Here is a 23,212-nt window from a genome sequence, read left to right as displayed (position 1 = left end):
AGACGCTGCTGCGGCGCATGGCGCTGCAGGTGCTCAAGAGCGACACCTCGGTGAAGGTGGGGGTGCAGGCCAAGCGCAAGCGAGCGGGCTGGGATGTGGGCTATCTGGCCCATGTCCTGGGCATCAGGGTTTAGATGCGATTGCCCTGTCCGCAGCGCTAAGGCAAACCCGCTGGGGTGCCACGCCCGCGCTGGGTGGTGGCCAAGACAGGTTGCGGCCTGCGCCAGCGGTGCCAGGCACGCCAGCCCAGCAGCGCCGCCAGGATGGCGGCGTACAGCGCCACTTCGGCAAAATCGTTCTTCCCGGCACGCATCCAGAAGAAGTGCAGGATGCCCAAACCCGCCACCGCGTAGACCGTGCGGTGCAGCGCCTGCCAGCGCTTGCCCCCCAGCGCCTTGATGGCCCGGTTGAACGAGGTGCCAGCCAGCAGCGCCAGCAGCAGCAGCGCCAGCGATCCGACCAGGATGAACGGCCGCTTGGCGATGTCGCGCAGGATGTCTGCCAGGTCAAAGCCCATGTCAAACCAGCTGTAGCTCAGCAGGTGCAGCAGCCCATAGAAAAACACGAACAAGCCCAGCATGCGCCGAAACCGCGCCAGCTGCGGCGTGGCCGTGAGCACACGCAGCGGCGTGACGGCCAGCACCAGGCACAGCGCCCGCAGCGTCCAGTCGCCCGTGGCGCGGATCAGGGCTTCTGCGGGGTTGGCGCCCAGCTGGCTGGTGGCAGTGGCCACCACCAGCCACACCAGGGGCAGCAGGCACAGCACAAACACCAGGGGTTTGGTGGCGGGATGGAGCAGGAGTTTGCGCATGGGGATCGGTGCCTGTCCTGAATGCTGCGGCCTCCACGCATGGAAGGCCGGGCAAAAGACAGGGCCCAGAGAACGTCAGGCGGTCGCCAGGGGTCAGTAGAACTTCTTGAGGTCCATGCCCGCATACAGCTGGCCGACCTGGGCTTCGTAGCCGTTGAACATCAACGTCTTGCGCTTCTTGGCAAACAGGCCGTCTTCGCCAATGCGCCGCTCGGTGGCCTGGCTCCAGCGCGGGTGGTCCACCTCGGGGTTCACGTTCGAATAGAAGCCATATTCCTGCTTGGCCGCCTTGTTCCAGGCCGTGCCCGGCTCCTTCTCGACGAAGCGGATCTTGACGATGCTCTTGGCGCTCTTGAAGCCGTACTTCCAAGGCACCACCAGGCGCACCGGCGCGCCATTCTGGTTGGGCAACACTTCGCCATACATGCCAAAAGCGAGCAAGGTCAGGGGGTTCATGGCCTCGTCCAGCCGCAGACCTTCCACATACGGCCAGTCGAGCACGCGCGAGCCCACATAGGGCATGGTGGCCTTGTCGGCCAGGGTCACAAACTCCACGTACTTGGCGCTGCCCTGCGGCTCCACGCGCTTGATGAGCTCCGCCAGCGAATAACCCACCCAGGGGATCACCATGGACCAGCCTTCCACGCAGCGCAGGCGGTAGATGCGCTCTTCCTGCGCGCTGAGCTTGATCAGGTCTTCGATGCCGTACTTGCCGGGCTTCTTGACCAGCCCTTCCACTTCCACCGTCCAGGGGGTGGTCTTGAGCGTGTGGGCGTTGCGCGCCGGGTCGGCCTTGTCGGTGCCGAATTCGTAGAAGTTGTTGTAGGTGCTCGCGTCCTTGTAGTCGGTGAGCTTTTCCATCGTGACCGCGCCCGCCACGGTGGACTTGGCGCCCGCCAGCGCTGCCAGCTTGTTGGGCCGCACCACCTGGGCTTGCTGCGCGAGCGCCTCGCGGCCTGCCCAGGCTGCCATCGCGGCACCTGCCGCGCCGCCCGCCATGAGCTTGAGCATCTGGCGCCGGTCTTCGTAGACCGCGCGGGGCGTGATTTCGGAGGGATGGGGGTGGTGGAAACCCGAGTCGCGCGGGGGGATCAGCATGGGGAGGCTCCGGTCGTGGTCTGGTGGAAACAGCTGCAGCGGTAGAGCCGCACAACTGTTAGTTCGTTCCCTGGACCGCGCAGGTTACACCGACGACGCAATAGTTGCCGTCGCCTGCGCCGATGCCCGACCGGGCCCCTATCCCTTCAACCCATCACAGCGTGCCGTAGCTGTGCAGCCCGCTCAGGAACATGTTCACCCCCAGGAACGCGAAGGTGGTGACCGCCAGCCCCACCAGCGCCCACCATGCCGACACCGTGCCGCGCAGGCCCTTCATGAGCCGCATGTGCAGCCAGGCCGCGTAGTTGAGCCAGACGATCAGCGCCCAGGTCTCCTTCGGGTCCCAGCTCCAGTAGCCGCCCCAAGCCTCGGCCGCCCACAGGGCGCCCAGCACGGTGGCAATGGTGAAAAACGCAAAGCCCACGGCGATGGACTTGTACATCACGTCGTCCAGGATCTCGAACGACGGCAGGCGCGCCGCGATGCGCTTGCGGCCCAGCAGGATGCCCGCGACGATGAGCGCGGAGATGCCGAAGTACACCATCCAGTAGCTGCCGCCGTTCTCGGTGGCGCCCTGGCGGAAGACGATGGGCTCGAAACACAGCACCACGCCCAGCAGCCACAGCGGCGCCAGCTTGTACCAGCGGGTTTCGGTGGCCTGTTGTTTGATCAGGTAGGCAAAGGCCACCATGGCGGCCAGCGCAAAGGTGCCGTAGCCGATGAAGTTGGCGGGCACGTGCAGCTTCATCCACCAGCTCTTGAGGGCGGGCACCAGGGGCTGGATTTCATGCGCCTCGCGCACCACGGTGTACCAGAGCAAGAAGCCCACGGCCGCGCTCACCACCAGCATCACAAACCCGCCCAGTGCGCGCGTGTCGTACTGCTCTTCGTAGTAGAGGTAGAACGCCGCCGTCATCCAGCAGAACAACACAAACACCTCGTACAGGTTGCTCACGGGGATGTGGCCGATGTCCGGGCCGATGAGGTAGCTCTCGTACCAGCGCACCAGCGTGCCGATGAGCGCCATGGCCACCGCCAACCAGGCAATGCGCGAGCCCAGCATGCCCATGGTGCGGCCCTCGCCGCGTGAGAACATGCCGATCCAGTAGAACGCCGTGCTGATGAAAAACAGCATGCTCATCCACAGGATGGCCGACTGGCTGGAGAGGAAATACTTGAGGCCGAACACCGTGTCCGCCCGCGCCAGGCTGCCCGCCCCGTCCTGCTGGTACAGCCCGATCGCCATCAGCGCCACGGCCGCCACGATGAGCAGCAGCACCCGCAGCGGGCGCCAGAACCAGCACAGCCAGATCGTGCACGGGATGGTGCCGATCAGGATGCCTTTTTCGTACCCGTCCATGAAGCTGCCATACCGCTGCAGCGCGTAAAGACCACCCACGGTCACGATGGCGGCAAACAGCCAGTCCAGCCAGTTGCGGCGGGCAAAGAAGCCCTCGTTCAGGGTGATCGTCGTGGTGGTCGAGGAAGAGGTCGCGGTGTTCATGCGGTACCTTCGCGGGGCGATGCCCCGATCAGTTTGTGTGCGAGCTGTGCAAACTCCTGGTCACTGTCCAGCGTCTTGCGGTTGGTGGACAGCGCCATGGTGGCGTGGGTGCGCCCTTCCTGGGGGGCTACCCACACCCATACGCGCCGCTCCCGCACGTACAGCATGGCAAAAATGCCCAGGATCAGCAAGGCGCAGCCCAGATAGACAATGTTCTTGCCAGGGGCGCGCGCCACCTGGAACACGCTGGCCTGCACCTGGGTGAAGTCCTTGAGTTCGAACGCCAGCGGCGCAGGGTAGATCTGTGCGTCCGACAGCGAGAGCACGGCCTGCGTCATGAAGCCCTGGGTGCGGTCGTCGTGTTGCAGCGGCGCCTGGCCCGCCTGCTTGCGCGCGAGCTGGGCCACCTCGAACAGCGTGCCGTTGAGGATGCGCACCAGCACCTCGCCCGCCCGCGCACGCTCGGCCTCGGGCACGTTGGCCTCCATGAAGTCCGACACGGCCTGCAGGCCGCCCGTGGGCTTGCCCGCCACCATGCCTTCGCCCGCAAACAGCGCCAGCGCACGGGATGCCGAAAGGCGCAGCTGCTCGGCCAGCTCGGGCCGCGACGAATCCATGGCCTGCGACACATAGCGGCGCACGGCCTGCTCGCGCGCATCGGGGTCGGCCAGCAGGGCCTTCATGCGCAGGAACCCGTCCATGCTGCCGTTGTCGTCCGCAGGCACGCGCAGGTAGCGGAAAGGGTCGGCAGGCGACTCGCGCACGCCGAGCAGGAACACCGGCACGCCGTCGCCCGTGTCCACCGGCAGCATGTAGTTGTGGAACTCGCGCGCCTGGCCCGCAGCGTCGCGCAGCTTGTAGCTCACGCTCGGGCCCACATTGCGCAGCTCTTTTTTGGTCACGGTCTTGTTGGCGGCGCCCAGGCGGGACTCCACCGATTCGCGCAGGTCCACCTTGCGCACATCGGCGCCGCTGCCGCCGGGGCCTGCGCCGCCAAAGTTCTCGACGTTGATGGTGCGCAGCGCCGTGAACTCCAGCGTCAGCGTGTCGCTGCCCGGGCCACCGCCCTTGTTGGTGAGCTGGGTGGAGCCCCCCACCACACCTTCCACGTCAAACGGCTTGGCGCCTGCCACCATGGGCGCGGCGCGCAGCTTGAGGTGCGAGCCGCCGTCGTCAAAGCTCGACTGGTAGATCTCGATGCCTTTGTAGCTGGCCGGGTGGTTCACCTCCACACGCGCCGGGGTCTTCTCGCCCGTGGCCTTGTCGTGGATGACGATCTCGCTGGCAAACAGCTTGGGCATGCCGGTGGAGTAATGCTCCACGATGAACTTCTTGAGTTCGATGGCGAAGGGCAGGTCCTGCAGCAGCACGCCGTCGGACTGGTTCAGGATGGCCGTGCTCGACTGCGTGCCCTCGGCCACCAGCAGGTTGCCCCGGAAGGTGGGATTGCGCTCGGACAGCCGGTGCTCGGGCTTCACATCGGCAATCAGCCCGCCGCCCTGGTAGGGCGTCTTGCCACCCAGCAGCATCTGGGCGCGCACGATGAGGTCGCCGTCCAGCAGGCCGCCCACACACACCAGCACGATGGCGCTGTGCGCCGCGATGTAGCCGATCTTGTTGGCCGCGCCCGCCTTGGCCGCCACCATCCAGCCCGTGCCGGGGCCTGCGGCGGTGTCGCGCTGCTGCAGGCGCACCTTCCAGCCGCCACCGGCCAGCAGGGCGCCCATGCGGCGTGCCTCAGCCTCGGCCGATGCGGGCAGGTCGGCCTGCGCCTTGTGGTGGAAGGCCTTGAGGCTTTGCTCGCGGATGTTTTCCTTGTAGGCCTTGAGGTCCACCAGGATCTTGGGCGTGTTGCGGGCAATGCACAGCGAGGTGCTGATCACCAGGAACGCGAGGATCAGCAGGAACCACCAGGCGCTGTACACCGCGTTGAGCTGGATGGCGCCAAACAGCTCAGCCCAGAACGGCCCGAACTGGTTGACGTAGTTGACTGCAGGCTCATGCTGCTTGAGCACCGTGCCGATCACCGAGGCAATACAGATCACCGTCAGCAGCGAGATGGCGAACCGCATGGAGGACAGCAGTTCGATCCCGGCGCGCCAGGCCTGGGAACCAGACTGGATGCGAAGGCCTTGGGTGTTGTCGGACATGGATAAAACGGGTCTGCGAAGCGCGAAAGAAAAAGGGCGGGACCATCTGTGGAGATGGACCCGCCCTTTTTGGGGTTGTTATTGGCGGTAGGTTCCGTGCGGCCCGGTTCAAAAAACCTCAAGGGGCCACGGTTTGACGAAGATCAATCAGCGCAGGCCGGCGATGTAGTCCGAGACGGCCTTGATTTCCTTGTCATTGAGCTTGGCGGCCACCTGGGTCATCTGCAGGCTGTTGCTGCGCGAACCGTCGCGGAACATGTTCAGCTGCGACACCGTGTAGTCGGCATGCTGGCCCGCCAGACGGGGGTACTGTGCCGGGATGCCCGCACCGTTAGGGCTGTGGCAGCCTGCGCAGGCCGCGATGTTGCGGTCGGCAATGCCGCCACGGTAGATGCGCTCGCCCAGGGCGACCAAGTCCTTGTCCTTGGCAAAACCAGCCTTGGCGGGCTTGGAGGCCACCCAGTAGGAGATGTTGCGCATGTCGTCATCCGACAGGGCGGCTGCAAAACCCTTCATGACAGCGTTGTTGCGCTTGCCCGACTTGAATTCCTGCAGTTGCTTGACCAGGTATTCGGGGTGTTGCTGCGACAGCTTGGGGTTGGCCGCGATGGCCGAATTGCCGTCAGCGTTGTGGCAGGCCGCACACACGGCGGTGAAGCTGGCCTCGCCCTTGACGAGATCCGGCTTGGCCACCTTCGGGGCGTCGCCCGCCGCGTGGGCCGAGAAAACAGGTGCTGCCAGTGCGGCAGCCGTCAGCAAGGAGGCGAGCAACTTCATATCGAGGGTGTATGTTTATGTGCGCAAAACCGCGCGATTCTACAATGAGGCTTCCCTGCCTCCCAATTTCTCATGACGACTTCTCCTACCGTGCCAGTTGCTGGCTCCCTTCCGCCCGCACCCGACGCCAAGATCGCCATGGGCTGGATGCACACGGCCAGGTTCCTGACCACGGCCGCGCAGCTGCACCACCTGCCGCCCATCGATGTGCCCGAAATCGCCTTCGTGGGCCGCTCCAACGCAGGCAAATCCACCTGCATCAACACGCTCACGCAGCAAAAGCAGCTGGCGTTTGCCTCCAAAAAACCTGGCCGCACGCAGCACATCAACCTGTTCTCGCTAGGCAAACAGGGCGTGACCGACGCCGTGCTGGCCGACCTGCCCGGCTATGGCTATGCCGCCGTGTCGCGCTCGGACAAGGTGCGCTGGCAGCAGGTGATGGTGAACTACCTGGTCAGCCGCACCAGCCTCACCGGCATCGTGCTGCTGTGTGATCCGCGCCTGGGCCTGACCGAGCTGGACGAGGCCCTGCTCGAAGTGGTGCGCCCCCGCGTCGAAGAAGGCCTGAAGTTCCTCATCGTGCTGACCAAGGCCGACAAGCTCACGCGCGCCGAGCAGGCCAAGGTGCTGTCGATTACGCGACTGCATGCAGGCGGCGGCGAGGTGAAGATGTTCTCGGCCCTCAAGAAGCAAGGGGTGGACGACGTGGCCCAGCTGCTGTGGCAGTGGGCCCACCCGGTGCGCCCTGCGGCTGAGCCCGAAGCCGCCGACGCCGGTGCACCACCTGCCGGGGCAGACGCCGCCCCTGAAAACTCAGACAAAAACAGCCTCTAGCGCGCGACCATCGTGCGCTAGAAGCTATTTAATTGATAGCAATAGCGCCATGATCCAGCAAAACGCCGTTTCCCTTCCCCATGGCATCACCCTGCACTGCCGCACCAGCGGCGTGGCGGGGCGCCCGGTGCTGCTGTTCCTGCACGGGTTTCCCGAGGGGGCCTTCATCTGGGACGAGCTGCTGCTGCATTTCTCCCGCCCCGAAAACGGCGGCTACCGCTGCGTGGCGCCCTACCTGCGCGGGTTTGGCCCGTCCAGCAGCCCGCCCGAGGTAGAGGCCTACCGCGCCAAACACCTGGTGCAGGACCTGGTCGCGCTGATCGCCCACGAATGCCCCGGCGGCGCGCTGGAATGCCTGGTGGCGCACGACTGGGGCGGCGCCGTGGCCTGGAACCTGGCCAACCAGCAGCCGCAGCTGATGAAGCGGCTGGCGATCATCAACTCCCCCCATCCCGGCGCGTTTGTGCGCGAGCTGGCGCACAACGCCGCCCAGCAGGCGGGTAGCCAGTACATGCACTTCCTGTGCCGCCCGGACGCCGAGGCGCTGCTGGCGGACGACGACTTCCGCCGCCTGTTCGGCTTCTTCGACGCGCCGGATGGCAGTACCCCCGCCTGGCTCACCGACAGCGTGCGCGCCCAGTACCGCGCGCTGTGGCAGCAGGGCCTGACCGGCGCCTGCAACTACTACCGCGCCAGCCCCATCCGCCCGCCACGGGATGGCGACCCGGGCGCACAGGCCATCACCTTGCCCGACAGCATGCTCACCGTGACCGTGCCCACGCTGGTGCTGTGGGGCCTGGACGACCCGGCCCTGCTGCCGGGCCTGCTCGATGGCCTGCCGGGCTGGGTGCCGCAGCTGCAGTTGCAGCGGGTGGAGGGCGCATCGCACTGGATCGTGCATGAGCACCCGGAGCGCGTAGCCCTGGAGTTGCAGCGCTTCTTTCATCAAAAAACATAGCTACCAAGGCATGCTGGACGCGCGGTAATGGCCATTTTTGCCATAAAACTGAGATCCAATAACGGCCCCAAGCCGCGCCGCCCGGGCGGAGCCCCAGCGCCAGAGGTCAGTACACCGAATCCTCACCCTCGGGCCGGGTCTTGAAGCGCTTGTGCACCCAGTAGTACTGCTCGGGCATGGTGTCGATCACGGCCTGCAGCTCGCGGTTCATACGCACGGTGTCGGCATCGGCGTCGTCGGTGGGGTAGTCGGCCCAGGCGGGCGAGACCTCGGCCACATAGCCTGTGGGCGTCATGCGCGAATACACGCCCACCACCTTGGCGCGCCCCAGCCGCGCAAAACGCGACAGCGACGGGATGGTGGCCGCCGTCACGCCGTAGAACGGCACAAACAGCGAGTCATTGCGGCCATAGTCCATGTCCGGCAGCAAATACAGCAGGCCCCCTTTGCGCAGGCTGGAGATGATGGGCTTGACCCCATCGGCACGGTTGAGCATGCGCACGTCGCCAAAACGCTGGCGCCCGGCCATGAACCAGGCATCCACCGCCGGGTCGGGGTGGGTGGCAAAAATCGAGGTGAAAGCGCGCTGCGTGTTCAGCGGCAGCGCCAGGCCACCCGCGTCCATGCCGTAGAAATGCGGCGCGAACAGGATGGTGGGCGTGTCGCCCTCCAGCTCGTGCACGGCGCCCGTGAGGCGCACGCGCTGCTCGACCACCGCACGCGGTGCAGCCCAGAGCCAGCTGCGGTCCAGCCAGGCCTGGCAGAACGCCACAAAATTGGCCCGTGCCACAGCCCGGCGGCGCGCCTCGGTCCAATCAGGAAAACACAGCGCCAGGTTGCGCAGCGCCACCTTGCGCCGCCGCACCACCAGCACATAGGCCACCTGCCCCAGCACCCAGCCCAGGCCGCGCAGCACGGGCAGGGGCAGCAGCGCCAGCACGCTCATGAACCACACGCCCAGGCGGCCGGTCATGCGGCACCCCCTGCAGCAGGCGCGGCGGGTGCGGCGTCCCCACGTGGCTGCTTGTAGCGGCCATAGCCCCACAGGTACTGCTCGGGGCATTGGCGGATGAGGTGTTCCATGGCCTGGTTGATCTGCAGCAGAGCTTGGTCCATGTCTGCCGATAGCGGCGCGGGCAAAGGCTCGAAATGCGTGACATAGCCCCGCCCCCAGGACAGGCGCTCACAGCGCACCAGCACCACGGCGGCGCCCGTCTGCTGCGCCAGGCGCGCGGCCAGGGTCATGGTGTAGGCATCGCGGCCAAAAAACGGCGCCCACTGGCCCTGGCCCTCGGGCGGCACCTGATCGGGCAGCAGGCCCACGGCCTCGCCCCGGCGCAGCGCCTTGATCATCTGGCGCACGCCCGCCAGCGTGGTGGGCACGGCCAGCATGCCGGGGCGGTTGCGTGCGGTCTCCATCACCTTGGCCAGCCAGGCCTGGCGCGCGGGGCGGTACAGCACGGTGATGGGGCCGCGCTCGGCGCTCCAGCGCCGCGCCACCGCCTGGGCCGACAGCTCAAAACACCCCTGATGCGGGGTCAGAAGAACGATGCCACGACCGGCGGCATAGGCCTGCTCCACACAGGCTTCGCCTTCGATGCGGCAGGGCAGCGGTGCCCCCAGCCACAGGCGCGGCAGCTCGGCCACCATGCGGCCCGCGTGGGCCACGGCGGCCCGCACGGCACCAAACGGATAGCCCGCCAGCGCCGAATTGGCGAGAAAGCGGCGCCGGTAGGTGGGCGACGCACAAAACGCCACCCAGCCCATCGCTGCACCCATGACATGCAGCAACCACAGTGGAAACGCGGAAAAGAATCGGAAGACGACTGGCATTAAAATAGAGGGGTCGCTGAGTTAAATGAGCAACTTGCAGGGCGACGTTAAAAAAATCTGCTAAAGCGTTCGCCAGATCTCCTTCGGGGTGAGGGCAACGCCCCAAATGCCGGAACACAGGAGTTTATTCAAATGGCGAACGACTTTCTCTTTACCTCGGAATCCGTCTCCGAAGGCCACCCCGACAAGGTGGCCGACCAGATCTCGGACGCGATTCTCGACGCGATCTTCAAGCAAGACCCCCGCAGCCGCGTCGCCGCCGAAACGCTGACCAACACCGGCCTCGTGGTGCTGGCGGGCGAGATCACGACCAACGCCCACGTGGACTACATCCAGGTGGCGCGCGACACCATCAAGCGCATCGGCTACGACAACACCGACTACGGCATCGACTACAAGGGCTGCGCCGTGCTGGTGGCTTACGACAAGCAGTCCAACGACATCGCCCAGGGCGTGGACCACGCGTCCGACGACCACCTGAACACCGGCGCTGGCGACCAGGGCCTGATGTTTGGCTACGCCTGCGACGAAACGCCCGAGCTGATGCCCGCGCCCATCTACTACGCGCACCGCCTGGTCGAGCGCCAGGCCCAGCTGCGCAAGGACGGCCGCCTGCCCTTCCTGCGCCCCGATGCCAAGAGCCAAGTGACGATGCGCTATGTGGACGGCAAGCCCCACAGCATCGACACCGTGGTGCTCTCCACCCAGCACCACCCCGACCAGAGCGAAACCCAGACCAAGATGAAGGCCAGCTTCACTGAAGCCATCATCGAAGAGATCATCAAGCCCGTGCTGCCCAAGGAATGGCTGCAGAACACGCGCTACCTGATCAACCCCACCGGCCGTTTCGTCATCGGCGGCCCGCAGGGCGACTGTGGCCTGACCGGCCGCAAGATCATCGTGGACACCTACGGTGGTGCCTGCCCCCACGGCGGCGGCGCCTTCAGCGGCAAGGACCCAACGAAGGTGGACCGCTCGGCCGCCTATGCCGCCCGCTATGTGGCCAAGAACATCGTGGCTGCGGGCCTGGCGCGCCAGTGCCAGATCCAGGTGGCTTATGCGATCGGCGTGGCCGAGCCAATGAACATCACGGTGTACACCGAAGGTACGGGCGTGGTGTCGGATGACCGTTTGGCCGCACTGGTGCGCGAGCATTTCGACCTGCGCCCCAAGGGCATCATCCAGATGCTGGACCTGCTGCGCCCGATCTACGAAAAGACGGCGGCCTACGGCCACTTCGGCCGCGAAGAACCCGAGTTCAGCTGGGAAAGAACTGACAAAGCTGCGGCACTGCGTGCCGCAGCCGGGCTGTAAGGCCCGCCGCGCGATCAGCGCGGTTTGGCAGTTCTTCGGCGCAGGCTCATATCGCGCAGCGATGTGAAGGGCCGCAAGGCCCGCGCCGAAGCCAACGTACAGCCCACCGCGCGAATAGAGCGGTATCGGTCTTCGGGCGCAGTTCATATCGCGCCAGCGATGTGAACGCACACCAAAGAACCGAAAAAGCCGCAACGCCCCGCGCGTTGCGGCTTTTTCTTTTGGCACGTGCCCCCCGCTGCGGCACTCTCCTACACCCGCCCCCAGCCGCTGCTGACTGCGGCCCCACCGGCCAGTCCGTATTGTTTCTGCACGCCCTGTCGCAGCCCGCGCGGCACGACAGCCCACAGAGCAGATACGGACACCCCCACCATGCCCGACACCACGATCTTTGAAGCCTTGCGCGAAAGCCACGAACGCCAGCGCGCGCTGTCCACAGCACTCACCGGCACCAGCGGAGACAGCCCCGAGCGGCGTGCGCTGTTTGACGAACTCAAGACCGAACTGGCCGCCCACGCGCTGGCCGAGGACCGCCACTTTTATGTGCCGCTGATGGCGCACGACGCAGGCATCGACCTGTCGCGCCACGCGATCGCGGAGCACCACCAGATCGACGAACTGGTGGAGTCACTCGAAGAAACCGAGCCCTCAAGCCCCGCCTGGTTGCCGCTGGCCAGGAAGCTGGCCGAGAAGGTGGAACACCACCTCAAAGAAGAAGAACACCGCTTCTTCCAGATGGCCGGGAAGCTGCTGACGGAAAAGCAGAAAACCGCGCTGGCGGCGAGCTACCGGGATGACTACGAGGACGCCAAGGCCGCCCCGGCCTGACGGCTTTCCGCTCAAAAACTCAGGACGCCTCTTCGGCCTGCACCACGCAGTTGCGGCCGCTGGACTTGGCCTTGTACAGCGCCGTGTCCGCGCGCTTGATGAGCGCATGGCTGTCTTCCTTGTGGTCCCAGGTGGCCACGCCAAAGCTCGCGCTCACATGACCCACGGCGTCAAACGGCACGCCCGCAATGCGGGCCCGCACGGCCTCGGCCATGGCCATGGCGGCATCGACCGGGGTTTCCTTGAGCAGGATGATGAACTCCTCGCCACCAAAGCGGGCAGCGCAGTCCGACGAACGCAACAGCTCGCGCACGCGCAGCGCCGTGTGCTTGAGCACCACATCGCCCGAGTCATGCCCGAAGGTGTCGTTGATGCGCTTGAAAAAGTCGATGTCGAACATCACCACCGACAGCTGGCTCTTCTTGACCCGCGTCTCGGCCATACCGGCCTCCAGGCGCTCGAAGAAGCGGCGGCGGTTGACCAGGTCGGTCAGGAAGTCCTTGGTCGCCAGGTCTTCCAGCTTGGCATTGAGCCGCGCCATGGGCTCGATCACCAGCGACGACAGCGAGAGGTTGAGCACCACAAACAGCAGCGCAAAGCTGGTCACCAGCGCCGTCATCACCGTGTTGAAGGTCTGGCGCGCCTTCTCCAGCGGGAAGTACATGGGCACCTTCACCACCTGGATGCCCACGGTTTCGTTCATGCCCCAGCCAAAGCCGTTCTTGTCGCCATAGACCTTGAGCATGGTGGGCGGCGCCACGGCCGGTGTGCTGTGGCAGGCCATGCACTGGGCCTGCTTGATGGTGATGGGCCGGGCCACATACATGGCGCGGTGCATGCCCTCGCCCACCTCGCCCGTCACCTCTTTCTTGAGGTCGGCCCGGCCTTCGCGGAAGTCGCTGATGATGCGCTCCTCCCAGTCGTTGGCCCGGTCGCGCAGGTTGGTGGGGTTGAGCACCGCCTCCTTGTATTCGTAGCCCGGGAAGCGGCTTTGCAGGCGGCGCAGCGTTTCCGTCGCGGCGTAAGCGGGCACGGTCTGCGGCAGGAATTTTTCGGCCAGCGTCACATCCAGGTGCGGCTTGACCAGCTCGGTGGTGTAGTCGCGGATGGCCATGGCGGCGTGCATCATGATCTGCGAGTTGTGCTGCACCTCCTCGATGGCCGCTTGCTGCAGAAAGCGGTGCACATAGGCGCCCGCGCCCAGCACCGCCAGCAGCAACACCGCCGCCAGCACCAGATTGAATTTGAGCCGCAAAGACATGGATCACCCTCAGGCACCAGCGTCGCGCTGGCTTGTTATTGGCGAGGCGACGGCGGCCCCTCTGGCCTGCGCCGCGCACTCACCGTTCGTGGGACACAAAGTTTGCGTTTGTGCCAGATTTGGGCGCGGCGGTCCAATGTTTTGTGCACTCTGGGGGCCGGCGCTACAAACCCCGGGCGCTCAGCGACAAAGTCCGCCGGTAAGCCGGGCGCACCCGGTACAGCTGCGCGGGCCGGTGCGCGCCGCCGGTCTGCAGGGCGCCCACCACAGGCTCCAGCAGGTCCAGCTCGTCCATCTTGCGGCGAAAACTCACCTTGTTGACCGGCTCGCCCAGCACCGCTTCGTACACCGCCTGCAGCTGCGGCAGCGTGAAGGGCTCGGCGCACAGGTGCACGGGCAGCGACGAATACTGGCTTTTGCTGCGCACGCGCAACACGGCCGTGTCGATGATCTGGCGGTGGTCGAAGGGCAGCGGCGGCAGCGCATCCACCGCCACCAACTCCACCCGCCCTTCGGCCTGCGCCAGCACGGTAGCAGGCACCAGCGCGCAATACGCCACGGCCACCGACCAACCCCGGGGGTCGCGCACCGCGCCCGTGAAGGTGGCCAGTTGCTCCAGGTAAGGGCTTTCCAGCCCGGCCTTGTCGCGCAGCACCCGCACGGCGCTGGCCTGGGCGTCCACATCGTCCTGCGCATGGACGTAGCCGCCCGGCAGCGCCAGGGCCTGCGCAAAGGGCTCGCGCTCGCGGCGCACCAGGGCCACCTTCAGCGTGGACTGCTCCAGGGTGAGCAGCACCACGTCCACGGTGCAGATCACGGCGGGAATGCTGTCGGTGGTCATGTGGCGAGGTAGTTCATTGCAAAGTTGAACGAACAAGGCTACCACCAGGACAGATTGCGGCAAAGCATTCCGGGACGATCGGCGCCCTGCAGTCTCGAAACATCCGCTTGCAAACCACTTAGTTGCAAATTTAACCTAACAAAACTACACTGCACCCACAGCGAAGGAGAAAGACCATGGCCACACGCACCACCCAGCTTCTGGTGATCGACCCCCAGAATGATTTCTGCGACCTGCCCGCCACCCATTGCCCCGCAGGCAGCGCGCCCAGCCTGCCCGTGGCGGGCGCCCATGCCGACATGCAACGCCTGGCGGCCTTCATCCGGGCGCAGACCGGTCAGCTCGACGCCATCACGGTCACGCTTGATTCGCACCAGCGTTTCGACATCGCCCACCCCGGCTTCTGGCAGCAGGCGGATGGCGGCGCGGTGGCGCCCTTCACCCCCATCACCGCCGCCCAGGTGCGCGCGGGCCAATTCACTCCACGCAACCCCGCCGCCCTGCCACGCACGCTGGCGTACCTGGACGCACTCGAAGCCCAGGGCCGCTACACGCTCATGGTCTGGCCCGTGCATTGCGAAGTCGGCAGCTGGGGCCACGGCATCCACGCCGATGTGCTGGCGGCCTGTGGGGACTGGCAGTTGCAGCGTCAGCGCGCGGTGCGCAATGTGTTCAAGGGCACCAACCCCTGGACAGAGCACTACAGCGCCATCGAGGCCGAGGTGCCCGATGCGGACGACGCCAGCACCGCGCTGAACACCGCCCTGCTGTTGTCGCTGGGCCAGGCCGATGTGCTGCTGATTGCGGGCGAGGCCAGCAGCCACTGCGTGCGCTCGACCACCGAACACATCGCGCAGCACCTGCCGCAGTTGGTGCCGGGCTGGCAGGCGAGCCGCATCGTGCTGCTGACCGATGGCATGAGCCCCGTGGCGGGATTCGAAGCACAGCACCAGGCGTTTCTGGATGCGATGCGCGCCGCAGGCGCACAGCTGAAAAATATGAATGAAATGGGCCTTTAGCGCCTGACCATCTTCCCCTGATAGCTATTAATTCAGGAGCAAATCATGCACCCTGTCATCACCAGCCTGCTCGACACCGACCTCTACAAGTTCACCATGTGGCAGGCGCTGCTGCACCGGCATCCACAAACACAAAGCGAATACCGCTTTGTCTGCCGCAACCAGCCCCAGTACCCGCTGGCCGAATTGCTGCCCGAGGTGAATGCCGCGCTGGACCATTTGTGCAGCCTGCGCTTCACGAAGGGCGAACTCGACTACCTGGCCGGGCTGCGCTTCATCAAGAGCGACTTCATCGACTTTCTGCGCATCTTCCAGTTCCAGCGCAGCTTCATCGAGGCGCGGGCAGAGGGCGACACGCTCACCATCGTGGCGCGCGGCCCGCAGGTGCATGTGATGGGGTTCGAGATCTTTGTGCTGGCCATCGTGAACGAGCTGTATTTCCGCCGCTTCAACGCCACTGCAGCCCTCGCCAGCGGCCGCGAACGGCTGGCGGTCAAGGTGCATCAGCTGCAGGACCTGGCGCAGCAGGCCACGCTGCGCCACCCGTTCGAGCTGTTCGACTTTGGCCTGCGCCGCCGCTACAGCGGTGCCTGGCAGCGCGAGGTGGTGCAGACCTTCGCCACACAGGCGCCGCAGTGGTTCAAGGGCACGAGCAACGTGTTGCTGGCGCGCGACCTGGGCCTGGTGCCCATTGGCACCATGGCGCACGAATACCTGCAGAGCTACCAGGCGCTGGGCGTGCGCCTGCGTGACTTCCAGAAGGCGGCGCTCGAAGACTGGGTGCAGGAATACCGGGGCGACCTGGGCATCGCGCTGACCGACACCGTGGGCATGGACGCCTTCCTGGCCGACTTCGACCTGTACTTCGCCAAGCTGTTCGACGGCCTGCGGCACGACTCGGGCGACCCGGTGGCCTGGGGCGAAAAGGCGCTGGCCCACTATGCCAAGCTGCGCATCGACGCGCACACCAAGCGGCTGGTGTTCTCGGACGGCCTCACGCTCACCAAGGCGCTGGCGCTATACCGGCACTTTGGCGACCGCACGCAGCTGGGTTTTGGCATTGGCACCCACCTCACCAACGACATGGGCAACCCCGAAGTAACGCCCGAGATGAAGCCGCTGAACATCGTGATGAAGCTCACCCGCGCCAACGGCCAGGCGGTGGCGAAGCTGTCGGACACGCCGGGCAAGACGCTGTGCGACGATGAAACCTACCTCGCGTACTTGCGCCAAGTCTTCAACGTGAAGGACTGACACCATGCTTCGCATCACCATCGCCCAATTGAATTTCACCGTCGGCGACATCGAGGGCAACGTGGCCCGCATGGTGGCTGCCGCCCAGCAGGCCGCCAGCGAGCGGTCCGACCTCATCGTGTTCAGCGAACTCGCGCTGTGCGGCTACTACCCCGGCGACATGCTGGACGAGCCGCCCTTCCTGCAACGTGTGCAGGACGGCCTGGCGGCACTGCAGAAGGCATCGGCTGACCTGCCCGCGCTGCACTGGGTAGTGGGCGCGCCCACGCCCGCCACAGGCCCGGGAAAGCGCCTGCACAACAGCCTGCTGGTGCTGCAGGGCGGCGCCGTGCGCCTGCAATACGCCAAGCAGCTGCTGCCCACTTACAACATCTTTGACGAGCGCCGCCACTTCGAGCCCGGCCCGGACGTGGCCAAGGTGCTGCGCATCGGCAGCGCGCAAGTCGGGTTGCTGATCTGCGAAGACGGCTGGAATGACCACGGCGCCGACTACGCCACCAACCCCTTCGAGCGCCTGCGCGACGCCGCGCCCGACCTGGTGATCAGCATCAACGCCAGCCCCAGCCACGTGGGCAAGCGGGAGCAGCGGCACCAGATCTTTGGCGGCTCGTCGCGCCGCCATGGTCTGCCCATCCTGTATGTGAACCAGGTCGGCGGGCACGACCAGGTGGTGTACGACGGCGCATCGTTTGCGGCCGAGCCCGCAGCGGGCATCGTGTTCGAGGCGCCGCGTTTTGTGGAGGATGTGCGCACGCTGCGGTTTGACAACGGCCACTTCCTCACCGCTGACGGCCAGGTGCCAGCGCGCGTGCCCGCAGAAGGCCTGCCCACCATGGAGTTCTACCGCCAGCAGATCCTGCTGGGCCTCAAGGACTACGCGCGCCGCTGCGGCTTCAGGCAGGTGGTGGTGGGCAGCTCGGGCGGCATCGACAGCGCGCTCACGCTGGCCCTCGCCGCGCAGGCGCTGGGGCCCAAGAACGTGGTGGGCATCACCATGCCCTCGCGTTACTCCAGCAGCGGTTCGGTCGATGACTCGGTGGCGCTGTGCCAGAACCTGGGCGTGCAGCTGCACACCCACCCGATTGCCGACCTGGTGGCGGGCTATGCCCGGCAATACGAAGCCAGTTTCGGCCAGCCGCTGCAGGGCCTGCCGCTCGAAAACCTGCAGGCCCGCATCCGGGGCACGGTGCTGATGGAATACTCCAACGCCTTTGGCCACCTGCTGCTGACCACGGGCAACAAGAGCGAGATTTCGGTGGGCTACTGCACGCTGTATGGCGACACCAACGGTGGGCTGGGCCTGATTGGCGACCTCTACAAGACCGAGGTGTTTGCCCTGTCACGCCATGTCAACGAACAAGCGGGGCGCGCGCTGATTCCGCAGGCCATCATCGACAAGGAACCCTCGGCCGAACTGGCCCCGGGCCAGCGCGACGTGGACAGCCTGCCGCCCTACCCCGTGCTGGACGAAGTGCTCAAGCTGCTCATCGAGGGCGAGCGCCTGTCACCCGCCGAACACCTGGCCGCGCAGGCCTTTGTGGCCCAGCTGCAGGCCGAAGACGCCGGGAGTGCCCTGGTGCAGCGCGTGCGCATGATGGTGGCGCGCAACGAATACAAACGCCGCCAGGCCCCGCCCATCCTGCGTGTGCGGCCGCGCGCGTTTGGCAGCGGTCGGCAGATGCCCATCGCTGCAAGGTATGCGTGAGTGAGGCCCTTCGGTAGAATTACTATAAAAATAATAGCTACTTGGGCATGATGGACGCGCGCAAGGGGCCAAAAAACTCAAAATTTCGGAGACCCATGTACGACACCGCCCTCCTCATCGGCCGCTTTGAACCCGTGCACAGCGGCCACCTGGCCCTGCTGCACGAGGCCCTGCGCGTGGCGCCCCAGGTCATCGTGGTGGTGGGCTCGGCCTGGCAGGCCCGCTCGCCCAAGAACCCCTTCACCTGGCAAGAGCGCGAAGCCATGCTGCGCGATGCGCTGCCTCCGGCCGACCGCAGCCGCGTGCGCGTGCTGCCCGTGCGCGACTACTACAACGAAGCCGTGTGGGTGCAGGCCGTGCGCCAGGGCGTGGCGCAGCACACGCAGCCCGGCGCCCGCATGGCGCTGGTGGGCCATTTCAAGGACGCGACCAGCAGCTACCTGCGCGCCTTCCCCAGTTGGGCGCTGATCGACCTGCCCCGCCAGGGCAGCATGGACGCCACCACCATCCGCGACGCCTACTTTGGCGCCACGGCTGCCACGGTGGACCAAGCCCTGGCGCCGCTGGCCGCGCAGATCCCGGCCAGCACGCTGGCCCAGCTGCAGGCATTTGCGCACACCCCGCACTACGCCGCGCTGCAGGAGGAGTGGCGCATGCTGCGCGGCTACCGCCAGGCCTGGTCCGCAGCGCCCTACCCGCCCGTGTTCGTGACGGTGGACGCCGTGCTGCGCTGCCAGGACCATGTGCTGCTGATTCGCCGCGCGCACGCGCCCGGCAAGGGCCAGCTGGCGGTGCCCGGCGGCTTCATCGAACAGCGCGAAACCGTGTGGCAGTCCTGCCTGCGCGAGCTGGTGGAAGAAACCCATTGCCACCTGCCCGAAGCCACGATGCGCGCCGCGCTGCAGTCGGTGGCCGTGTTCGACCACCCCGACCGCAGCCAGCGTGGCCGCACCATCACGCATGCGCACTACTTCGACCTGGGCGATGCCCCCTTCCCCGTGGTGCAGGCCGATGACGACGCGATGCTGGTGCAGTGGACACGCATCGATGCATTGGCCGGGATGGAGGAAGAGTTCTTTGAAGACCACTTCCACATGCTGGACCACTTCCTGACGATCACCGGGGCACCGCTGCGGGGCTGACAGGCCACCCCGCGAACCCGCTGCGAACCTGCCAGTCAGGGCTTCGGCGGGTGGCTCAACAGCCAGTCTGTGAGGGCCTGCACCGGCATCGGCCGCGCGTAGAGGTAGCCCTGGTACTGCGCGATGCCGCGTTTTGCCACCCAGTCCAGCTGCTCCTGCGTTTCCACGCCTTCGGCCACGGCGGTGAGCTTCATCAGGGTAGAGAGCGAAACAATCAGCTCGGCCAGCGAGCGGTTGGCGTCCGTGTCCTGGATGAAGGTCTTGTCGATCTTGAGCGTGTGAATGGGAAAACGCTGCAGGTAGGCCAGGTTGGAGTAGCCCGTGCCGAAGTCGTCCAGGGCCATGGTCAGCCCCAGCGCCGACAGCTCGCGCATCACGCCCAGCACATGCTGGTCTTCGCCCAGCAGCATGGATTCGGTGATCTCCAGCTCCATGCGCGCGGGGTTCACCCCGGCCTGGCGCAGCACGCCGGTGATGTCGTGCAGCAGGTCGGGCGATGCAAACTGGCGCGGCGACAGGTTGACCGACACCACCAGGTCAAAGCCCTGCGCCGCCCACGCCACCTGCTGGTGGGCGGCCTGCGCCAGCACCCACAGGCCCAGCTGGCCGATGAGGCCCATGCTTTCGCAGGCGGGGATGAACTGGGCGGGCAGCACCACGCCCAGGCGCGGGTGGTTCCAGCGCACCAGCGCCTCGACCGCGCGCAAGGTGTTGGTGGCCACGTCCACGCGGGGCTGGTAGTAGACCTCGAACTCCTCGCGCTCCAGCGCCTGGCGCAATTCCTTCTCCAGCTCGGTGCGGTTGCGCGCGATCTCGGCCAGGCTGCCGTCAAAGTAGACCAGCGTGTTGCGCCCGCGCTCCTTGGCGGCATGCATCGCCAGGCCCGCGTTGCGCAGCAATATCTCGATGGTGTCGCCATCCTGTGGATACAGCGCCACGCCCATACTGGAGGTCACACACAGTGGCGTGCCCGCCACCGACAGCGGCGCGGCCAGCGCCACCGAGATGCGCTCGTGCAGCGCGTCCAGGTCAGCGCGGATGCGCGGGGACGTGAGCAGCACCAGAAACTCGTCACTGCCCCAGCGGGCCAGCACCTCGGTGCCATGCCGCGTGTGGCGCAGGCGCTGCGACAGGGCCACCAGCAGCTCGTCGCCCGCCGCGTGGCCCAGGGTGTCATTCACGTCCTTGAAGTGGTCCAGGTTGATGAGCAGCAGCGCCGCCTCCATCGACTGGGCGCGGGCTTCTTCCATCGCGCGTGCAAAGCGCTGGGTGAAATGCGCGCGGTTGGGCAGGCCGGTGAGCACGTCGTGCAGCGACTGGAAGTTGGCGCGCTCTTCAGTGTGCTTGATGGCGCTGATGTCCGCCTCGCTCACCAGCACGGCGTCCTGGCCGGTGATGGCGTCGTTGCAGCGGCGTGCCGACAGCTCGTGCCAGCGGTCGCCCTGGGGCGTGCGCACAGCCAGCGTGAGCGTGGCCACCCCCTGCTGCTCCAGGCTGCGCGACAGGGCGGCAAACGCAGCCGGGTTGCCAATGCGGTCCTGCAGCCGCTCGCCGGGGCTGAGCACCACCGCGCGTGCGGCCGGGTTGCGGTACAGCGCCTCGCCGCTCTGGCTGTAGAGGGTGATCATCACCGCCGTGTGCAGCAGGGCCTCTACCGAGCGCAGCGACTCGGGCGGCACCACCCCCACGGGTTCGCCTTCGCAGAGCATGCTCATGCGGCCATCGGGCAGCCGGTGCCCGCTGAAGCGCACATTGAGCGACACCGGCACGCCGCCGGGGTAGAGGGTCCATTGCTCGTTGAAGCTGGTGTTGCCCCGCAGCACAAAGTCGCTCTGGTACTGCGCCAGGCGCTGCGCCACGGATTCGGACATGTCGTGCCCCATGTCGCGCCCGCACAGCTCGGCCAGCGTGCTGGCGTTCCACACCGCCAGCGCGGGGGTGTTGGCCCAGTGCACACATTGGCCATCGATGTCGAAGACCCAGACGGGGCGGGACAGCCACTCCAGCGCGGCGTAGCGGGCTGCGCGCTCGGCCAGCTCGGTGGCTGCGGGCTGGCGGTCCACCGGCAGGCGCGCTGCCGGAGTGGGTGCCGACACGCTCATGACCGCCCGCAGCCCGGCGCCAGGCCCAGGGCCTGTGCACACAAAAGGGTCAGCGACAAACGGGCGGACATGGGTGGCAAGAATGTGGGAGAAGACGCAAGAGAGAAGAGAGGTGTGCGCCTGAAGCAATTATCAATTGCATCTTCGCACACTCCCATGGCTTGTCCAGCCCACTTTGGCAGGGGCTGTTCCGGCAGCCTGACCAGCGTCCCCGGCGTCAGGCCACGCGGAACTGCCCCACCGTTTGCGACAGCGCCACGGCCTGCTGGCTGAGCGACTGGGCCGCCGCCAGGGCTTCCTCCACCAGCGCGGCGTTCTGCTGCGTGCTCTGGTCCATCTGCGAGATGGCCTGGTTGACCTGGGCGATGCCCGCGCTTTGTTCGCCGCTGGCGGCGCTGATCTCGGCGACCATGGTGGTCACGCTTTTCACACCCGCCACCACCTCGCCCATGGTGGCGCCCGCTTGCTCCACCAGTTGTGTGCCCACGCCCACCTTGGCCACAGAGTCGTCGATCAGGCCCTTGATCTCCTTGGCCGCCGCCGCACTGCGCTGGGCCAGGCTGCGCACTTCGCTCGCCACCACGGCAAAGCCCCGGCCCTGTTCACCCGCACGCGCGGCTTCCACCGCCGCATTCAGCGCGAGGATGTTGGTCTGGAACGCAATGCCGTCGATCACGCTGATGATGTCCACGATCTTGCGCGAGGACTGGTCGATGGAGCCCATGGTGCCCACCACCTGCTGCACCACGTCGCCGCCGCGCACGGCCATGTCGGATGCGGCGCGGGCCAGTTCGTCGGCCCGTTTGGCGTTGGCCGCGTTCTGCTGCACGGTGGAGGTGAGTTGCTCCATCGAGGCCGCCGTCTCCTGCAGCGCGCTGGCCTGCGACTCGGTGCGGGCCGACAGGTCGCCATTGCCTGCGGCGATTTCGGAGGATGCAGTGTTGATGGAATCGGTGCTGTCGCGCACCTGCTTCACCAGGTGCGAGAGGTTGTCGCGCATGGCGCGGATGGCGTGCAGGATGCTGGTGGTGTCGCCGGGCAGCGTCTGCACGTCCACGGCCAGGTTGCCTTCGGCGATCTGGGTCACCACGTCGGCCGCGTACTGCGGCTCGCCGCCGAGCTGGTGCACCAGGCTGCGCAGCATCTGCCAGGCCATCAGCGCCACGATGAGCATCAGCACCGCGCCAATGGACAGCAGGATGGCCGTGTTGCGCCAGAAGGAGTTCTCGATGTCGTCCACATAGTCGCCAAAGCCGATGATCCAGTCCCAGGGCTCGAACTTGATGATGGCGTAGAGCTTGTCCACTGGCTCCTTGGCGCCGGGGCGTGTGCCGGGGGCCGTCACGGTGCCCACGGTCACGCCCTGCAGCGCGGCGCGGTAGCGCACACCCGCCTCCTTGCCGCCCTTTTCATCGACGATGCCGATGCGTTTGGGGTTGGGGTGCACGTAGTTCACATCGTTGGTGAAGCCCCGGACAAAGAAGTATTTGTCCTTGTCCACAAAGCTGCCGATGATCTGGGTCGCTTCCTTGATGGCGTCTTCGCGCGAGAGTGCGCCGCTCTTTTCTTTTTCGTGCGACTTCTGGGCGGCCGCGTGGGCCAGCACCACCAGATTGGAGAGCTGCGCCGTGCGCTCCTTCATCATCGACTGGTAGAGCGTGGTGAGGGCCATGGCCGACAGCACGACCAGGCCCAGGAGCGTGGCGGCGCACAGCCACAGGATGCGGGTTTTGAGTTTCATGGGGCAGCCCTCTTCGCGGAAAACAAAAATTACAAACCAC

Annotated in this window: 19 protein-coding genes; 8 read left to right on the top strand and 11 right to left on the bottom strand. The window is 66.3% G+C overall.

The window, feature by feature from the left end; all coding sequences use genetic code 11:
• Positions 1-157: 157 nt before the first annotated feature.
• The 5 genes from A1D30_RS11945 to A1D30_RS11925 form a co-directional block, all read right to left on the bottom strand.
• Positions 158-811, bottom strand: a complete 654-nt coding sequence (locus A1D30_RS11945; RefSeq protein WP_063460823.1) for a protein-methionine-sulfoxide reductase heme-binding subunit MsrQ — start codon at positions 809-811, stop codon at positions 158-160.
• Positions 812-904: 93 nt separating this feature from the next.
• Positions 905-1,909, bottom strand: coding sequence for a protein-methionine-sulfoxide reductase catalytic subunit MsrP (msrP, locus tag A1D30_RS11940; protein WP_063460822.1), 1,005 nt, complete (start codon positions 1,907-1,909; stop codon positions 905-907).
• 154 nt (positions 1,910-2,063) lie between these two features.
• Positions 2,064-3,413 (bottom strand): c-type cytochrome biogenesis protein CcsB, encoded by a 1,350-nt coding sequence (gene ccsB, locus A1D30_RS11935; RefSeq protein ID WP_063460821.1) that lies wholly within the window; start codon positions 3,411-3,413, stop codon positions 2,064-2,066.
• Positions 3,410-5,563, bottom strand: coding sequence for a cytochrome c biogenesis protein ResB (locus tag A1D30_RS11930; protein WP_063460820.1), 2,154 nt, complete (start codon positions 5,561-5,563; stop codon positions 3,410-3,412). Before A1D30_RS11930 ends, ccsB begins: the two co-directional genes overlap by 4 nt.
• Positions 5,564-5,710: 147 nt before the next feature.
• A complete protein-coding gene (locus tag A1D30_RS11925) occupies positions 5,711-6,340 on the bottom strand; it encodes a c-type cytochrome (RefSeq protein ID WP_063460819.1) in 630 nt (209 codons plus the stop codon).
• Between the two features lie 72 nt (positions 6,341-6,412).
• Here A1D30_RS11925 and yihA point away from each other — a divergent pair, with 72 nt between their 5' ends.
• Both yihA and A1D30_RS11915 read left to right on the top strand, forming a co-directional pair.
• Positions 6,413-7,174, top strand: a complete 762-nt coding sequence (yihA, locus tag A1D30_RS11920; RefSeq protein ID WP_063460818.1) for a ribosome biogenesis GTP-binding protein YihA/YsxC — start codon at positions 6,413-6,415, stop codon at positions 7,172-7,174.
• 49 nt (positions 7,175-7,223) lie between these two features.
• On the top strand, positions 7,224-8,132 hold the full coding sequence (locus A1D30_RS11915) for an alpha/beta hydrolase (RefSeq protein WP_063460817.1): 909 nt from the start codon (positions 7,224-7,226) through the stop codon (positions 8,130-8,132).
• Positions 8,133-8,238: 106 nt separating this feature from the next.
• Here the strand turns inward: A1D30_RS11915 and A1D30_RS11910 are convergent, their stop codons facing one another.
• Positions 8,239-9,105 (bottom strand): lipid A biosynthesis acyltransferase, encoded by an 867-nt coding sequence (locus A1D30_RS11910; RefSeq protein ID WP_063460816.1) that lies wholly within the window; start codon positions 9,103-9,105, stop codon positions 8,239-8,241.
• On the bottom strand, positions 9,102-9,965 hold the full coding sequence (locus A1D30_RS11905; RefSeq protein WP_063460815.1) for a lysophospholipid acyltransferase family protein: 864 nt from the start codon (positions 9,963-9,965) through the stop codon (positions 9,102-9,104). The genes A1D30_RS11910 and A1D30_RS11905 overlap by 4 nt, the downstream gene beginning before the upstream one ends.
• Before the next feature lie 132 nt (positions 9,966-10,097).
• On the opposite strand from A1D30_RS11905, the gene metK reads away from it, so the two are divergent.
• Both metK and A1D30_RS11895 read left to right on the top strand, forming a co-directional pair.
• Positions 10,098-11,279: a methionine adenosyltransferase gene (gene metK, locus A1D30_RS11900; RefSeq protein ID WP_063460814.1), complete on the top strand. Its 1,182-nt coding sequence runs from the start codon at positions 10,098-10,100 to the stop codon at positions 11,277-11,279.
• A 372-nt stretch (positions 11,280-11,651) separates the two neighbouring features.
• Positions 11,652-12,107, top strand: a complete 456-nt coding sequence (locus A1D30_RS11895) for a hemerythrin domain-containing protein (RefSeq protein ID WP_063460813.1) — start codon at positions 11,652-11,654, stop codon at positions 12,105-12,107.
• 19 nt (positions 12,108-12,126) lie between these two features.
• Here the strand turns inward: A1D30_RS11895 and A1D30_RS11890 are convergent, their stop codons facing one another.
• Together A1D30_RS11890 and A1D30_RS11885 are read right to left on the bottom strand one after the other, a co-directional pair.
• Positions 12,127-13,368 carry a diguanylate cyclase gene (locus A1D30_RS11890; RefSeq protein ID WP_063460812.1) on the bottom strand — a complete coding sequence of 414 codons (1,242 nt, stop codon included), beginning with the start codon at positions 13,366-13,368 and terminating at the stop codon, positions 12,127-12,129.
• 163 nt (positions 13,369-13,531) lie between these two features.
• Complete coding sequence (locus tag A1D30_RS11885; RefSeq protein ID WP_063460811.1) at positions 13,532-14,209, bottom strand: NUDIX domain-containing protein; 678 nt, start codon at positions 14,207-14,209, stop codon at positions 13,532-13,534.
• 176 nt (positions 14,210-14,385) lie between these two features.
• Between A1D30_RS11885 and A1D30_RS11880 the strand changes: the two genes are divergently transcribed.
• The 4 genes from A1D30_RS11880 (at position 14,386) to A1D30_RS11865 (ending at position 19,329) form a co-directional block, all read left to right on the top strand.
• Positions 14,386-15,228: a hypothetical protein gene (locus tag A1D30_RS11880; RefSeq protein ID WP_063460810.1), complete on the top strand. Its 843-nt coding sequence runs from the start codon at positions 14,386-14,388 to the stop codon at positions 15,226-15,228.
• A 45-nt stretch (positions 15,229-15,273) separates the two neighbouring features.
• On the top strand, positions 15,274-16,482 hold the full coding sequence (gene pncB / locus A1D30_RS11875; protein WP_063460809.1) for a nicotinate phosphoribosyltransferase: 1,209 nt from the start codon (positions 15,274-15,276) through the stop codon (positions 16,480-16,482).
• Between the two features lie 4 nt (positions 16,483-16,486).
• The gene (locus A1D30_RS11870; protein ID WP_063460808.1) at positions 16,487-18,187 is read left to right on the top strand and encodes an NAD+ synthase; all 1,701 of its coding nucleotides are present in this window, start codon (positions 16,487-16,489) and stop codon (positions 18,185-18,187) included.
• 95 nt (positions 18,188-18,282) lie between these two features.
• The gene (locus A1D30_RS11865; protein ID WP_063460807.1) at positions 18,283-19,329 is read left to right on the top strand and encodes a bifunctional nicotinamide-nucleotide adenylyltransferase/Nudix hydroxylase; all 1,047 of its coding nucleotides are present in this window, start codon (positions 18,283-18,285) and stop codon (positions 19,327-19,329) included.
• 35 nt (positions 19,330-19,364) lie between these two features.
• Here A1D30_RS11865 and A1D30_RS11860 read toward each other — a convergent pair whose 3' ends face one another.
• Positions 19,365-21,431: an EAL domain-containing protein gene (locus tag A1D30_RS11860; RefSeq protein WP_063460806.1), complete on the bottom strand. Its 2,067-nt coding sequence runs from the start codon at positions 21,429-21,431 to the stop codon at positions 19,365-19,367.
• Between the two features lie 217 nt (positions 21,432-21,648).
• Positions 21,649-23,172, bottom strand: coding sequence for a methyl-accepting chemotaxis protein (locus tag A1D30_RS11855; protein WP_063460805.1), 1,524 nt, complete (start codon positions 23,170-23,172; stop codon positions 21,649-21,651).
• Between the last annotated feature and the right edge of the window lie 40 nt (positions 23,173-23,212).

This window comes from Acidovorax sp. GW101-3H11 (genome assembly GCF_001633105.1).
Lineage (GTDB): Bacteria > Pseudomonadota > Gammaproteobacteria > Burkholderiales > Burkholderiaceae_C > Acidovorax.
The sequence above is the reverse complement of the archived record's forward strand: the minus strand, read 5'-3'. Positions and strand labels throughout refer to the sequence as shown.

What these genes read in the sequence shown, in the direction of transcription:
- A1D30_RS11945 (WP_063460823.1), bottom strand. Translation starts at nt 811, where the DNA reads ATGCGCAAACTCCTGCTCCATCCCGCCACCAAACCCCTGGTGTTTGTG.
- msrP (WP_063460822.1), bottom strand. Translation starts at nt 1,909, where the DNA reads ATGCTGATCCCCCCGCGCGACTCGGGTTTCCACCACCCCCATCCCTCC.
- ccsB (WP_063460821.1), bottom strand. Translation starts at nt 3,413, where the DNA reads ATGAACACCGCGACCTCTTCCTCGACCACCACGACGATCACCCTGAAC.
- A1D30_RS11930 (WP_063460820.1), bottom strand. Translation starts at nt 5,563, where the DNA reads ATGTCCGACAACACCCAAGGCCTTCGCATCCAGTCTGGTTCCCAGGCC.
- A1D30_RS11925 (WP_063460819.1), bottom strand. Translation starts at nt 6,340, where the DNA reads ATGAAGTTGCTCGCCTCCTTGCTGACGGCTGCCGCACTGGCAGCACCT.
- yihA (WP_063460818.1), top strand. Translation starts at nt 6,413, where the DNA reads ATGACGACTTCTCCTACCGTGCCAGTTGCTGGCTCCCTTCCGCCCGCA.
- A1D30_RS11915 (WP_063460817.1), top strand. Translation starts at nt 7,224, where the DNA reads ATGATCCAGCAAAACGCCGTTTCCCTTCCCCATGGCATCACCCTGCAC.
- A1D30_RS11910 (WP_063460816.1), bottom strand. Translation starts at nt 9,105, where the DNA reads ATGACCGGCCGCCTGGGCGTGTGGTTCATGAGCGTGCTGGCGCTGCTG.
- A1D30_RS11905 (WP_063460815.1), bottom strand. Translation starts at nt 9,965, where the DNA reads ATGCCAGTCGTCTTCCGATTCTTTTCCGCGTTTCCACTGTGGTTGCTG.
- metK (WP_063460814.1), top strand. Translation starts at nt 10,098, where the DNA reads ATGGCGAACGACTTTCTCTTTACCTCGGAATCCGTCTCCGAAGGCCAC.
- A1D30_RS11895 (WP_063460813.1), top strand. Translation starts at nt 11,652, where the DNA reads ATGCCCGACACCACGATCTTTGAAGCCTTGCGCGAAAGCCACGAACGC.
- A1D30_RS11890 (WP_063460812.1), bottom strand. Translation starts at nt 13,368, where the DNA reads ATGTCTTTGCGGCTCAAATTCAATCTGGTGCTGGCGGCGGTGTTGCTG.
- A1D30_RS11885 (WP_063460811.1), bottom strand. Translation starts at nt 14,209, where the DNA reads ATGACCACCGACAGCATTCCCGCCGTGATCTGCACCGTGGACGTGGTG.
- A1D30_RS11880 (WP_063460810.1), top strand. Translation starts at nt 14,386, where the DNA reads ATGGCCACACGCACCACCCAGCTTCTGGTGATCGACCCCCAGAATGAT.
- pncB (WP_063460809.1), top strand. Translation starts at nt 15,274, where the DNA reads ATGCACCCTGTCATCACCAGCCTGCTCGACACCGACCTCTACAAGTTC.
- A1D30_RS11870 (WP_063460808.1), top strand. Translation starts at nt 16,487, where the DNA reads ATGCTTCGCATCACCATCGCCCAATTGAATTTCACCGTCGGCGACATC.
- A1D30_RS11865 (WP_063460807.1), top strand. Translation starts at nt 18,283, where the DNA reads ATGTACGACACCGCCCTCCTCATCGGCCGCTTTGAACCCGTGCACAGC.
- A1D30_RS11860 (WP_063460806.1), bottom strand. Translation starts at nt 21,431, where the DNA reads ATGAGCGTGTCGGCACCCACTCCGGCAGCGCGCCTGCCGGTGGACCGC.
- A1D30_RS11855 (WP_063460805.1), bottom strand. Translation starts at nt 23,172, where the DNA reads ATGAAACTCAAAACCCGCATCCTGTGGCTGTGCGCCGCCACGCTCCTG.